The sequence below is a fragment of the Halocella sp. SP3-1 genome (assembly GCF_003953885.1).
Lineage (GTDB): Bacteria > Bacillota > Halanaerobiia > Halanaerobiales > DTU029 > Iocasia > Iocasia fonsfrigidae.
Genome location: NZ_CP032760.1, coordinates 3,057,846 through 3,070,890 on the forward strand (window position 1 = coordinate 3,057,846; position 13,045 = coordinate 3,070,890).

Genomic DNA, 13,045 nt, shown 5'->3' on the forward strand with positions numbered 1-13,045 from the left:
GTGGTGCTTAACATTATATCGAAGATACAGATATGTGTCTATTTTTTTATTACCCCGTGCATTTAATTATACAATGTTTCATTTTTTTAGACAATCAGGCATAAATAATCATGCCGGATAAACCTGCCAAGACTATGACCAAGATTGGATGAATACTGGTTTTTAACATTAAAAAGATAACAGCTGAAGTAATAATAAAACCTGTCAGGTCAATAACACTCGTTTTTCCTATTGTAAAAGCAGCCGCAGTAATTAACCCAATTACTGCTGGTCTTAAAAACAGTAGTATACTATTGACATAATCAGAGTCCTTAATTTTTTTAAAAAAATACGCCAGAATTAAGACTAATATAAATGATGGTGTTATCACACCTATAGTGGCAGCCAGTGAACCTAATAAGGTTGATACTTTAAACCCCACAAAAGTACCACTATTAATTGCTATCGGTCCTGGTGTCATCTCAGCAATGGCAATAATATTAACAAAATCTTCAAGGGCCAGCCAACCGTGATTTATCAATTCCTCCTGAATTAATGAAATCATGGCATATCCACCGCCAAACCCGAAAAAACCTATCTTTAAAAAGGATAAGTATAGATTAATTAATAATATAGACATTTTCTTCTCCTTCTTCTGCTTTGTCTAGTAGTTATTCATTAAGACTTTCCTTACTTCCTTTTTTACCAGTATAGTCCTTTATGGTGAATGCTAATCCAAGGAAAATTACAATTAGAATAATTATAATAGGACTTATGTTAAAGAAAGCATTTAAAATAAAAACTACTACCAGGGTAGTCAATAACTTAAAAGACCAGCTGATATTTTTTCCTAAATCCACAGCAGCATATATTATCAAACCTACAACCGCAGGCCTGATTCCTCTAAAAATATTCTTCACAAACTGGTATTCACTAAACCTATTAAAACCCATCGCTATTAATAAAATGATAATAAAAGAAGGTAAAGCTACCCCAATTGTTGCCGCCAGAGCACCAGTAAGACCAGCAAAATCATAGCCAAAAAATATTGCCAAATTAACTGCAACAGCCCCGGGTACAGACTGAGTAATAGAGATAGCGTCAATAAATTTATCTTTATCTATCCAGCCGTGATTATCTACAATCTCCTCTTCCATCAGTGGTATCATCGCAAAACCACCACCAAAGGTAAAAAGCCCTATTTTAAAAAATGTCAGAAATAAACTACTTAGTTTTTTTGTGTTTTTAATCATCTCTTACTCCTATTATAAAGTCATTTCCACTGAGAAACGAAAATAATCCCCTCTTATTAGACTCTCCCTTACTTCAGTAAGTCTCTGATCAGAATCATAAGTGTATCTAATTGTTTGAAATAGTGGGGTATCTTCATTAATACCTAAAATTTCCTGATCTTCTAATGAAGGTAAGACCGGTTCTAAATATTCCTTGGCTTTTATAATATTAACATTATTTTTTTTCATTAAATTATATAAGGAATTCTGTTTTAATTCATCTGCTTCAAATTGAGGTAAATATTTAACAGGTATATAGGAGGTCTCTAAAATCAATGGGTTTTCATTCATTAATCTTAAGCGGATAATTTCCCATAACTCTATATTAAGAAATTCATTAATATTTTTTAACCCATTAATCTTCTGATAAGATAACAATTTAGTAGCAGGATTTAATATATTTTCTGCAATATTATGACCAAAACTATAAAATTGCAGTAGGCTTTGTTCCCAATGAAGTTGACGAACTATATAACCCTTCCCTTGAAAACTATCAATTGTTCCTTTTTGTTTTAAAATATTTAGGGCTTTTCTAATTGTTGTTCTGGTAACCTCAAATTCCCGGGCCAATTGATTTTCTGAAGGAAGATAGGTACCTGGTGAATAATCCCCAGTATGAATCCGCTGAGTGATTTCCGAGGCAATAATCTTATAACTCGCTAATGAATAATCAGTCATTGTAGAACTCCCCTCCTCCCATATAAATAGTGTTAACTTATGTAGACAAGTTCTTGTATATACAAGTTTACCACTTATCTAGCTACTTGTCAATAATCTGCCAAAAATATTTAATAAAACACCCTATCTTCTCCAATAAAAAAGATAGGGTGTTTTCACTTATCAGACATAAACTTATCAAGTATTAGTAATGATTAAGCTCTACTCTGGCAATAAAATTACCACTATATATTAAAGAAATTCTATAGACCTCCCCCATGAACTCACTTTTTTTATAAGTTGTTTATATATTTTTGTAATTCAAATAGATATTTCCCAATATGTATTCCGTCAACCAAAGCATGATTTACATGCACAGAAAATGGTAATAACACTTTATCATTTTCATTAAAATATTTACCCCAAGAAATTCTTGGCACTGAATCATTTTTATTTAATGTAATGGTATGGGATATATGAGTAAAAGAAATCCAAGGTATACATGTAATATAAACTAAATCATCTCGACCAACTTGTTCATCAAAAGAAAAATACTCTTTTTGTTTTTTAGATTTTTCCTCTGCATATTCTGCAAATTCAAATATATCCTCTTTCATATTAACTGTAACAAATTTAAATAAATCATCTTCGTCAATATTATTCATATCAGTAAATGAAGGACTTATCTTGTCATGTAAAATTATTTTATCTTCCCTAATTCTATATTTAAAATTGATAATTTTATTTGCTATATATGTGGTTGAATGAATCATTGCATAATAAAATGATAGTTTATTTGTTCTTATATAATCAAAAAAATTGCTTATATCAATATTTGCACAAATATTATATTGCGGATAATCCATTCTATGAAAAAAATTAAAGTGTTCTTTTCTTTCCCACTTTTCTATATCAATATATTTCATTTTACACTCCAGATAGTTTATAGTTTTTAAAAGCTCCAAAGTTTATGAACATTAGCCAAACTTAGCACAAATGAATTTAGGTGGAGCATAGCAAAATTGTAAATCCAGTATTGAAAAATTTATTTAGTATTATAAATCATTTTAAATCCAGCTTACTATTTCATCTATTTTCTTTCTTTTCTTTTCCCCTGCTTCAGATGCTGGATATCCTACTGGTAATAGAGCGATGACCTCCTCCTCAGAAGAAAGTTCAAGGAGTTGATGACATCGCTCAGCATCAAAATTACCTACCCAGCAGGTACCCAGTCCCTCTTCAACAGCAGCCAACATCATATGTACTATTGCTGTAGCAACATCAATATCACAAAAGTCTTTACCATCCTGTCTGTGCCATGATTGACTGTGATCCCCGCAAACAGCTATTAAAACCGGAGCCTGATTTATCCAATCCCAGTGATAGGTTGAGGCAACCTTTTCCCTCATAACATCTTCCTGCACTACTATAAAATGCCAGGGCTGAAAATTAACTGCCGAAGGAGAAACACGAGCAGCCTCCAGGATATAATCCAGCTTTACTTTTTCAACAGCTTTATCCTGATATTTACGAACAGAAAACCTCTCTTTAGCCAGTTCCATAAAACTTTGCTCCATTTTATATATTACCCCCTTGTTTTAATAATTATATTTTCTTTACTTAACAAGCCCTTCAATAAAATCAGCTACTGCCAGAATCTTTTCTTTTCTTACCCTATAATGAACAAAATAGCCTTTTTTTTCTCCTAGAACCAGTTCAGCTTCTCTCAATATCTTAAGGTGTTGAGAAACAGCGGATTCTGAAATTTCCAGCTTACTGGCCAGTGCCTTGACACAAAAATCCTTATCTAAAAGAAGTCTTATAATATTTAAACGGCTTTCATCAGCAATAGCCCTTAGTTTTAATAAAAAGTCCCCCATTTTAATCACACCTGACACTTTCTAAATCAAATTTTAAATTTAATACATAATCATAAAATAATTAAGTAATAATTTAATTAAATTATAACACACTAACCTACATTGTCAAGATATAGTCATCTTTATCACTCAACTACAAAACCCCTGGCTACACTTGCATATCCAGGGGTTTGATATAACTACATATTTGTTGTATCCTCCCAAGCCGTTAAATCCCTTACAATCTTTATAAAATCAGTAATAGTAGCTAATCGTTTTCTCCTGGTAACCATTATTTCTCCCAACTTAAGGGCAAAAATCTGAGCTCTAGCCCTCTCTGATAAATTCTCGATTCCGTCGAGGTCCTCAACATGTGCCATTCCTATACATCTACGCATTGTTTTACAACCACCCATCCCAATACTGTCCTGTAACAACTGTTTCAAATAATAATCCTGATACCCCTTGACTGCTTTGGTAGTCTCATGGGCCTCCTGATCCCAGAATTTCCGAAACTTTTCTTCAAATTTATTCCAGATATCTTCAATTGTATCTAGTAGATACTCGCGATAATCAGCTTTAAATTCAGTAGATACCTCTTTACCAGACCATGAGGCATAATTTAATATTAGGTTTCCAATTACTGCACCTATATCAAAACCACTGGGGCCATAAAAGGCAAATTCTGTATCAAAAACCTTGAGGGTTTTTTGATCAATAAAAATAGAACCTGTATGAAGATCTCCATGAATTAAAGCCTGAGCCCGGGTCATAAACTTTTCCTTTAAAACAGTTACTTCCTTACGCAATTCAATTTTTCTCCAAAATTCTTTTTCTAGATAAGGACGCAATTCTGGGTTTATATTATTTGATTCTGCATCAAAATAAGGGTCAGTAAAAACTAAAACTTCTGTTATATCACATAACTCTGGATTAATAAAATTTTTAACCCTTTCCTTCTTATCTTTGGGAGCCATATATAAATCAGATGTATAGAAAAGGGTTTTGCTCAGAAAAGTAGATATCTGTTCAGCAAAGTGAGGGTATTTTATTCCAGAAATTAACCCCTTGCGCATTACTTTCATACTACTCAAATCTTCCATAACAATTAAGGCCATTTCATCATCATACTTATATACCTTAGGTACCATCCCATCTGTTAATTCATCTTGAATCTTCATAGCTGTATATTCAAATTTAACTCTTTCTTTGGTTAGAGGCCAATCATCAGCAATTCTGACATGATCCAGAGCCTGCTTAATAACAACCCCCATGTCTGAATTCTGATCTGTAATATGAAAAACCAGATTAAGATTACCATCACCAATTTCATTACAGCTTAATTCAGCATCATCATCAAACAATCCTTCAATTCCCTTAACATACTCAATAGCCTCTTTTTCCTTCAATGGCTTATACTTAGTCATTATATTACCCCCTATTTTTATCTAAATTAATTATTTGTTGATAGGCCTGTTGTAATGCCTTTTTGGCAGTAATTTCACTATTAAATGCCTTAACAATCTCATCAGTCATAATAGCAATTAACTGGCCCGTATTAGACAAATGAGGCAGAGGTTTTACCCTTTCTAACATATTATAAACTACTGGATACCAGCTATACTCCTGTTGCCCTGCTAAAAAGCTAGACTTCCTAGTTGGATTTCCACAATAAGCCCCTACCGCTTTATCTATCTCTTTTGAGCTGATATATTGCAAAAACTTTTCTGCGGCCTCCTGTTTTTTACACAAATGATTTATTCCAAATGACCAGCTTGTATTCCAGGATGTTTCCAGGGAAGCAAAACCTATATCACCTGGATTTATACAGTCTTTATTCATAATTTGCCCTAATTGTCCACCCCAGGAAACCCCGAGTTTACACTTGTCCTTTTGAATAAAATCTAATACTTCTTCATTTCCAAACTTAGCTACATTATTAGGGCAGTATTTTTTCATTGCTATATATTTTTCCAGAGCAGCGTAACCCAGAGGAACATTAAAAAGCGGTAAACCAGTGTTATCAAAAGCATCTATACCCTCATTTCGTAAATAGGGTAGAAAATCCAGAAATATTTCTGAAGGGTGTGCTTTTAAAACAAAAGTATCTTTAATATGGTCAGTATTATCAATTACAATTTGTCTTAATTCAGCAATTGAAACAACTTCCGGAGGTATTTGTTTTAATTGGGCTTTTCGATAAAGTAGTATGTGTCCATCACAAAATGAGGGAAGTAAATATATATTATTATTTAACTCGATCTCTTCTCTGATTGAAGGCATTATATCTAAATAGTCATACTCATCATCAAAATTATTACTCAATTTTAAAAGATATTCTTTTTCTACAAATTCACGGAGCCACAAATGGCCTGCCACCATTACTATATCATACCTATATTCCTCAAAAGACTGCATTAATGTTGAATAATAATCAGACCACTCTACTATCTTGAAATTAATATGGATACCTGTTTTTTCTTCAAACTTAGCCATAATATTTTTTCTATTAACATATACATAAACTGCTGGATCATCAACAGCCAGTATATCTAATGTATTTTGCATATAAAAACACACCTTTAAACATATATTTATTAAACACTATTTGGATTCAGGAAATGGTATTCCACCGCTTTGAATACCCATCTTCTCTCTAAGACTAATTAACTCTTTTATTTGAGCAGAATTAAGTTCTACAGGAGCACCTATTTCTTTAAGATAGTAGATAATCTTACAATAGTGTTCTACTGTTTCCATTCTGAAAAAGGTCTGAGTAAGGTCTTGCCCCCAGGTGAGCAAACCATGATTAGCTAAAAGCACAGCATTATAGTCATTTACAAAGGGGGAAACTGCCTCAGGGACTTCTTCACTTCCTGTAAGTGCATATTCTGAAACCGGCACAATCCCTAGATTTACAATTGACTCTGCCAGTATTGGGCGATCAAGAGGGATTCGGGCAACAGCAAAAGCGGTTGCCAGTGGTGGATGGGCATGAACAACTGCTTTTACATCTGGATTTAAGTTATAAACCTGCAAATGCATTTTAACCTCAGAAGATGGCCGCCATGTACCACAGGACAGTATATTCCCATCTAAATCCATTTTAACAAGACTTTCTATAGCCATACCACCTTTACTTACCCCTGTTGGTGTTACAATAATCTGATTTTCATTAATTTTGACAGATATATTACCATCATTTGCAGCAACAAATTCCTTATCATACAATTTTTGGCCAATATTACAAATGTCTTTCTTGATCTTTTCTTCATTAAAGTATTGTTTCATTTTAGTCACATCCTATTATTCGAATAACTTCCTTATATTTTCCATATATGGGGGTTTTACAACACCTTTTTCAGTAATAATAGCTGTAATGTATTTAGCATCTGTAACATCAAAAGCAGGGTTATATGCCTTTACATCTTCTGGTGCAGTTCGCCTGCCAAAACCATTACCAATTTCATCTTCATCACGTAGTTCAATTTCTATTTCTTCTCCTGTAGGGGTTTCCAGATCAATAGTAGAGGTTGGCCCAAGAACATACATTGGAATATCATACTCTCGGGCAAGAATAGCCACCCCTGAAGTACCTATTTTATTTGCAGTATCTCCATTCGCTGCTACACGGTCACACCCTACAAGTACAGCATCAATCTTTCCTTCCTTCATAACCAAAGAAACCATGTCATCACAGATTACAGTTACATCAATCCCTGCTTTATTTAACTCATAGGCTGTTAATCTAGAACCCTGTAATAATGGCCTTGTTTCATCAGCATATACTTTGAATTTATATCCCTTTTGTTCTCCCAAATACATAGGAGCCAGGGCTGTCCCATAACCTGATGTAGCAATACCACCTGCATTACAATGTGTTAATAAGCCCATTCCTGGTTTAAGTAATGATAAACCATGTTCACCAATGGCTTTTCCCATAGCCTGGTCTTCTGCTAAAATCTTTTCACTTTCATCTAATAAAGCCCTTTTAATTTCTTCTACAGACTTATTTGCTTCTTTTTCAAATCTTTTGGTCATTCTATCCAAGGCCCAGAATAAATTAACAGCAGTAGGCCTTGATGTGGCAAGATAATCCCTAATTTCTTCAAATTCTTTTTTAAAATCCACTACAGTCGTAGCCTTGGACTTCAAACTACAGACGTAAAGTCCAAATGCAGCCGCAATTCCTATAGCCGGCGCCCCTCTAACCCTCAGTTTCTTAATTGCTTCCCAGATATCCTCAACTTGGTCTAATTCTAGAAATTTTTCCTCATTAGGTAATAATGTTTGGTCAATAAGTACAAGTTTATCTTTGGTATCATTTAATGTAGCTGGTACTACAGTCATAATCATTTTTACACACCATCCTTTTAATAAGATTATCTTACTCCAATAACCATTATTTTACCTTTTATATCCTTAGGACTTTTGATTTATCCACTATTTTTTCTTTTTATAATATGTTAGACTTAAAGCCAGGATCAAAACAATCCCTTTTACAATATCTTGTGAATAATAGGGAAAATCCATCATAATTAATCCATTCAGTAAAATTCCCATTAACAAGGCACCGAATAGTGTTCCAAAGGCATTTGCTTTACCAATACCAAATACTGAAAATCCAATAAAAGCTGCTGCAACTGAATCCATCAAATATGGTCCCCCTGCATCAACCTCCCCAGAGCCTAACCTGGCTCCAAGAACAAGCCCACCTAAGGCAGCAATAAATCCTGACATCATATAGGCTATTAATTTGTATCTGTTTATTGGAATACCTGACAGTTTAGCAGCTTCCTCATTACCACCTATCATATATAGATATCTCCCATACTTTGTCTGATTCAAAAATACATGGGCTAATAAAGCAACAATCAGCATAATAACAACTGGAACAGGTATACCGAACAACTTACCCTGCCCAATGAATAAAAAGGCATCATTCATCGTTCCAGGTGCCATCCCAGCATTATTTGGTAAAGGCATAAAATTATAGATTGCTGAGCCGCTTTGAAAGGTAATAGAAATACCAGTCAAAAGAAACATCATAGAAAGAGTAGTTAGCATATCTGATATATTCATCTTAATGATAAAAAATGCATTAATACAGCCAATTAATACACCCACAATTAATGGTATAATAATGGCAGGTACTGTTCCCATTTCCCAGACAACCATAAATTTTGCGGCAATAACAGAAGCAAAACCAGCTACAGCACCTACAGATAAATCAAAACCATCAATTGTAAGAGACATCGTAATTGCCAGAGCAATCAAGGCAACAATAGATACAGAGCGAAAGATATTTGTCATATTATTAAAATTCATAAAATTATCAAGTGTAAATGTGAAGAATAATATTGCCACTAAAATTACAATTATTGTTCCATATTTATACATAAATTTAAATAAATCAAAATTACTTTCCTTAACATTATTTTTCATTTACCCCACCCCCTGCAGAATAATAAAGCAATTCTTCTTCTGTGGTATTTTTTGTGATAAGTTCTTTTACTATTGTACCGTTGTACATTACATAAACCCTGTCTGTTAAACCTAATATTTCACTAAATTCACAAGAGGCATAGATAACCCCTTTACCCTGTTTCACTAAACCACCGATTAATTCATATATTTCTGCCTTTGAACCAACATCTACCCCTTTAGTAGGTTCATCAAAAATAAAGACCCTGGCTTCAGATAAAAGCCACTTCCCTATAGCCACTTTTTGTTGATTGCCACCACTTAGATTAGCAACTAATTGTTTTTCTGTTGGTGTTTTAATAGCAACTTTATTAATACTTTCTAAAGTAACCTGTTTAATCTTGTTTTTTTTCATAAATATACCCTGACAATACTTTTCTAAAGTTGGCAGTGTAATATTGGTTTCTACTGATTCCTGTACCAGAATCCCCTCTTTCCTTCTTTCTTCAGGTACCAGTGCCAGTCCTTTTCTAACAGCATCAGCTGGATTATTCGGATTAATTATTTTGTTATCTAATATTATTTCACCCTGTGAAATATTACCTTCCCCAAATAACAGTTTAGATGTTTCGGTTTTACCACCACCAACCAGACCAGCTAAACCTACAATTTCACCTGCTCTGACCTTTAAGTTAATATTATTTATTCCACCTGTACCTGATAAATTTTTTGCCTCCAGAATTGTATCAGTTATTTCTGACTTAAATTTAGGATAGGTATTTTCTAACTTTCGTCCTAGCATTTTTTCAACAGCCCTATCTATCGTCATATCTGCTATGTTATAAGTACCTACTATTTCACCATCTTTTAATACAGTAATCTTTTCACATATTTCAAAAACCTCATCTAATCTGTGTGATATAAAGATAATACTAATACCATCTTTTTTTAGTTTTTTCACAATTTCAAATAACTTCTTTGTTTCTTCAACACTTAAAGGGGCAGTAGGTTCATCTAATATTAAGTATTTTGCTTTATGAAATACAGCACGTCCAATTAAAACCATCTGTTTTTCAGAAAGGGTAAGCTCATTTACCAATTGATTAACACTAAAATCTAAACCAAGTTCACCCAGTTCTTTTTGGGCCTGCCTTTTTATATTTTTCCAGTCCATAAAAACATCTTTTTTCTCCCTAACAATATAATCCATCATTATATTCTCTGCTACAGTTAATTGCGGAATAAGGGCTGTATCTACTTCTTGATAAACTATGACAATACCATTGTTTTTGGCATCAAGTGGATTATCTATGGTAAGTTTATTATTATCAATAAATATATCCCCTTCATATCCCCCATAAGCGCCTGCTAATATTTTCATCAAAGTACTTTTTCCAGCTCCATTGGCACCTATCAAGGCATGAACTTCCCCAGTTTCTACTTGAAAATCAACATTTTCTAAAGCCTTTACACCTGGAAAATATTTGGTAATACCTTTCATTCTTAGCATATTTGTCATCCTCACATCTTTGATAAGCTTTAAATTCCTGTAATATATTTTTTGGGATTTTTTATTAAAGCTTGTCAACATAGTTAACAAGCTTTAATATTATGATTATTAAACTTATATAAGTGGGCTTTTAATTTAATTCACACTCTCTTCCAGGGCTATCATCCAATCTTCCAGAAAATCTGTTGTATAACCCCAACCATCATAGTAATCAGCCAGGTCTGCCATTGAAACCCGCTTTTCTTCTTTAGAAGGCAGGTCATCAACATGCACTAAGACAGGTTTCAGGGAATAATACCTAGGTATCTTTTCACCAGCAATCGCCTTTAAGGCTAAACGAATCTGAACCTGACCAACTATTGTAGGGTCAACTGCTGCTGAAGACCGCCAGATTTCTGGATGCTCCTGCATCATAGCTAAATCCTGATCAGAGATATCTACAGAATAAAGTGGAATTGTTTTGCCTGAAGCAACAATAGCATTATAAAACCCTTTAGCATACTCATCCCAGACAGCATAGACAGCATCAATATCATTTCTACTTGTTAATAAAGTCTCTAAAGCAGACTGGGCTTTAGGCATTGGGTTATCTGTTCCCTGATCAATAGTATTAACTACTTTAATGCCTGGATATGTTGGTAGTATTCCTCCCTGCCAAATTCTATGTCTTTTATCAGTTGGTGGAACATTAGCAACACGGTTATAAATAACATTACCTGACCCATCTAATTCCTGGACTAATGACATTTGTGAAAGTAAACCCATCATTAAGTCATATTGGTCAAGTGAAACCAGTTTTCCTTGATGTATTTCATAAGGGACATCAAAATCATTATCAAATACAATAACTGGTATACCAGCTTTTAATGCCCTGATAACTGCATCCTTTAATGCTGGTGCCTTACCATGAGAAATCAAGATTGCATCCATCTTGTTGGAAACAGCATTATCAATAGCATCTGACATTTTTGCTAAATTATTATTGGCATCAATCACACTAAGGTCTATTCCATATTTCTCCGCTTCTGCCCTGGTACCATTGATATGTGTAATCATATGTGTTCCAGTTCCCCATTCTTTAACCAAAGCCATTCGTAGTGTTCTTCCTTTAATATTTTCTGGAATCTCTACATTTGCTGCAGATACAACACCCATAAATGAAACTGCCAGCAAAATAAGTAGCACGCTAACTAAGCACTTTTTCATTATTCATCCTCTCCTTTTAATGTGAATTTTTAGAATTTAATTTATAATCATATATTATCATATTTTTTAATGTTCGTCAATCAAAATTGACCATTTAAATCTTTTTATTTCATTATTTTTCATCTGCAATCACATGTAGGTCTTTTTACACAAACAAAAACCCACTTTTAAAAGCAGGTTTAACTATAAAATATATATTTATTTGTCCCAATAAAAATATTATTATATTATCATTTCACCAAAATAACTTTCTTAGAATCTAAATTCTTTACATCAGCCTTTTTAGTAGTAATAAGCTTATGTTCTTCTTTTATTTCAGCAAATTTATACCTTGAATTTTTGCCTATTTTGGTAGAATCACCTATAAAATAAACCTCCCTAGACCTTTCAATTACAATTTTATTTATTTCAGCCACATCCATAATCGATGTAGATAACCCACGGTCAAAGGAAATGCCTGACGCCCCAATAAAACACTTATCAAAATTCATATTTGTAACTTGGTTTATAGCAAATGGGCCAACAAGCACTGCAATATCTGTTAATAAATCTCCCCCCAAAATGATTGAATTAATATTATATCTTACTAATTCATTAATATGAAAGGCTCCATTTGTTACGACGGTTACATTTTTTCCTTTTAAATGTCTTATAATATAATTTTCGGTAGTACCAGGTCCCAAAAAAACAAACTGGCCATCACCAATAAGAGTTGCTGCATAACTGCCAATCACCTTTTTTTCTTCCCGATTGAGATTGATTTTTTCTTCTACAGATTTTTCGGCTACATTAATTATTAATCTGGCTGCACCACCTGATAACAACTCTATTTGACCCTCTTCAGCCAAAGTCTTTAAATCCCTCCTAACCGTCGCTAAAGATACATTGGTTTTTTCCTTAATTTCATCTAAATATATAATCTCCTTAGAATGCATTAATTCAAGAATAGTCTTCCTCCTAGCATAAGGAATCATCAAAAACCACCTTCCCATATCATACTTTTTAAGATTTTATTAAATATTATCACAAATTTTCAAGCCCTGCAAATGATTTATGTCATATTTGCATCTAAAAAACCTCAAATTATATTAAATTTCGTCAATATAATTTGAGGTTTG

At 33.3% G+C, this 13,045-nt stretch carries 15 protein-coding genes; all 15 read right to left on the bottom strand.

What is annotated here, in order from left to right:
• Positions 1 to 94: 94 nt before the first annotated feature.
• The 15 genes from D7D81_RS14770 to D7D81_RS14835 all read right to left on the bottom strand — a co-directional run bounded on the left by D7D81_RS14770 (position 95) and on the right by D7D81_RS14835 (position 12,901).
• Entirely contained in the window at positions 95 to 619 is a 525-nt protein-coding gene (locus tag D7D81_RS14770; protein ID WP_125990817.1) for a chromate transporter, read from the bottom strand.
• Positions 620 to 650: 31 nt separating this feature from the next.
• Positions 651 to 1,232: a chromate transporter gene (locus D7D81_RS14775; RefSeq protein WP_125990818.1), complete on the bottom strand. Its 582-nt coding sequence runs from the start codon at positions 1,230 to 1,232 to the stop codon at positions 651 to 653.
• 12 nt (positions 1,233 to 1,244) lie between these two features.
• Positions 1,245 to 1,949, bottom strand: a complete 705-nt coding sequence (locus D7D81_RS14780; RefSeq protein WP_125990819.1) for a GntR family transcriptional regulator — start codon at positions 1,947 to 1,949, stop codon at positions 1,245 to 1,247.
• 184 nt (positions 1,950 to 2,133) lie between these two features.
• Positions 2,134 to 2,208, bottom strand: coding sequence for a hypothetical protein (locus D7D81_RS20325; RefSeq protein WP_353622129.1), 75 nt, complete (start codon positions 2,206 to 2,208; stop codon positions 2,134 to 2,136).
• Positions 2,209 to 2,221: 13 nt separating this feature from the next.
• Entirely contained in the window at positions 2,222 to 2,854 is a 633-nt protein-coding gene (locus tag D7D81_RS14785) for a chloramphenicol acetyltransferase (RefSeq protein WP_125990820.1), read from the bottom strand.
• Between the two features lie 141 nt (positions 2,855 to 2,995).
• Positions 2,996 to 3,505: a nitroreductase family protein gene (locus D7D81_RS14790; RefSeq protein WP_125990821.1), complete on the bottom strand. Its 510-nt coding sequence runs from the start codon at positions 3,503 to 3,505 to the stop codon at positions 2,996 to 2,998.
• Between the two features lie 39 nt (positions 3,506 to 3,544).
• Positions 3,545 to 3,808: an ArsR/SmtB family transcription factor gene (locus tag D7D81_RS14795; protein WP_125990822.1), complete on the bottom strand. Its 264-nt coding sequence runs from the start codon at positions 3,806 to 3,808 to the stop codon at positions 3,545 to 3,547.
• A gap of 179 nt (positions 3,809 to 3,987) precedes the next feature.
• Positions 3,988 to 5,214, bottom strand: a complete 1,227-nt coding sequence (gene mtnK, locus D7D81_RS14800) for an S-methyl-5-thioribose kinase (RefSeq protein WP_125990823.1) — start codon at positions 5,212 to 5,214, stop codon at positions 3,988 to 3,990.
• 4 nt (positions 5,215 to 5,218) lie between these two features.
• Positions 5,219 to 6,355 (bottom strand): extracellular solute-binding protein, encoded by a 1,137-nt coding sequence (locus D7D81_RS14805; RefSeq protein ID WP_125990824.1) that lies wholly within the window; start codon positions 6,353 to 6,355, stop codon positions 5,219 to 5,221.
• A gap of 36 nt (positions 6,356 to 6,391) precedes the next feature.
• The gene (locus D7D81_RS14810) at positions 6,392 to 7,078 is read right to left on the bottom strand and encodes a class II aldolase/adducin family protein (protein WP_125990825.1); all 687 of its coding nucleotides are present in this window, start codon (positions 7,076 to 7,078) and stop codon (positions 6,392 to 6,394) included.
• Positions 7,079 to 7,093: 15 nt separating this feature from the next.
• Positions 7,094 to 8,143, bottom strand: coding sequence for an S-methyl-5-thioribose-1-phosphate isomerase (gene mtnA / locus D7D81_RS14815; RefSeq protein ID WP_205739232.1), 1,050 nt, complete (start codon positions 8,141 to 8,143; stop codon positions 7,094 to 7,096).
• 87 nt (positions 8,144 to 8,230) lie between these two features.
• Positions 8,231 to 9,232, bottom strand: coding sequence for an ABC transporter permease (locus D7D81_RS14820; protein WP_125990826.1), 1,002 nt, complete (start codon positions 9,230 to 9,232; stop codon positions 8,231 to 8,233).
• Positions 9,222 to 10,721 (bottom strand): sugar ABC transporter ATP-binding protein, encoded by a 1,500-nt coding sequence (locus D7D81_RS14825; RefSeq protein WP_125990827.1) that lies wholly within the window; start codon positions 10,719 to 10,721, stop codon positions 9,222 to 9,224. Before D7D81_RS14825 ends, D7D81_RS14820 begins: the two co-directional genes overlap by 11 nt.
• A 135-nt stretch (positions 10,722 to 10,856) precedes the next feature.
• Positions 10,857 to 11,927, bottom strand: coding sequence for a sugar ABC transporter substrate-binding protein (locus tag D7D81_RS14830; RefSeq protein WP_125990828.1), 1,071 nt, complete (start codon positions 11,925 to 11,927; stop codon positions 10,857 to 10,859).
• Between the two features lie 230 nt (positions 11,928 to 12,157).
• The gene (locus D7D81_RS14835) at positions 12,158 to 12,901 is read right to left on the bottom strand and encodes a DeoR/GlpR family DNA-binding transcription regulator (RefSeq protein ID WP_164522282.1); all 744 of its coding nucleotides are present in this window, start codon (positions 12,899 to 12,901) and stop codon (positions 12,158 to 12,160) included.
• Between the last annotated feature and the right edge of the window lie 144 nt (positions 12,902 to 13,045).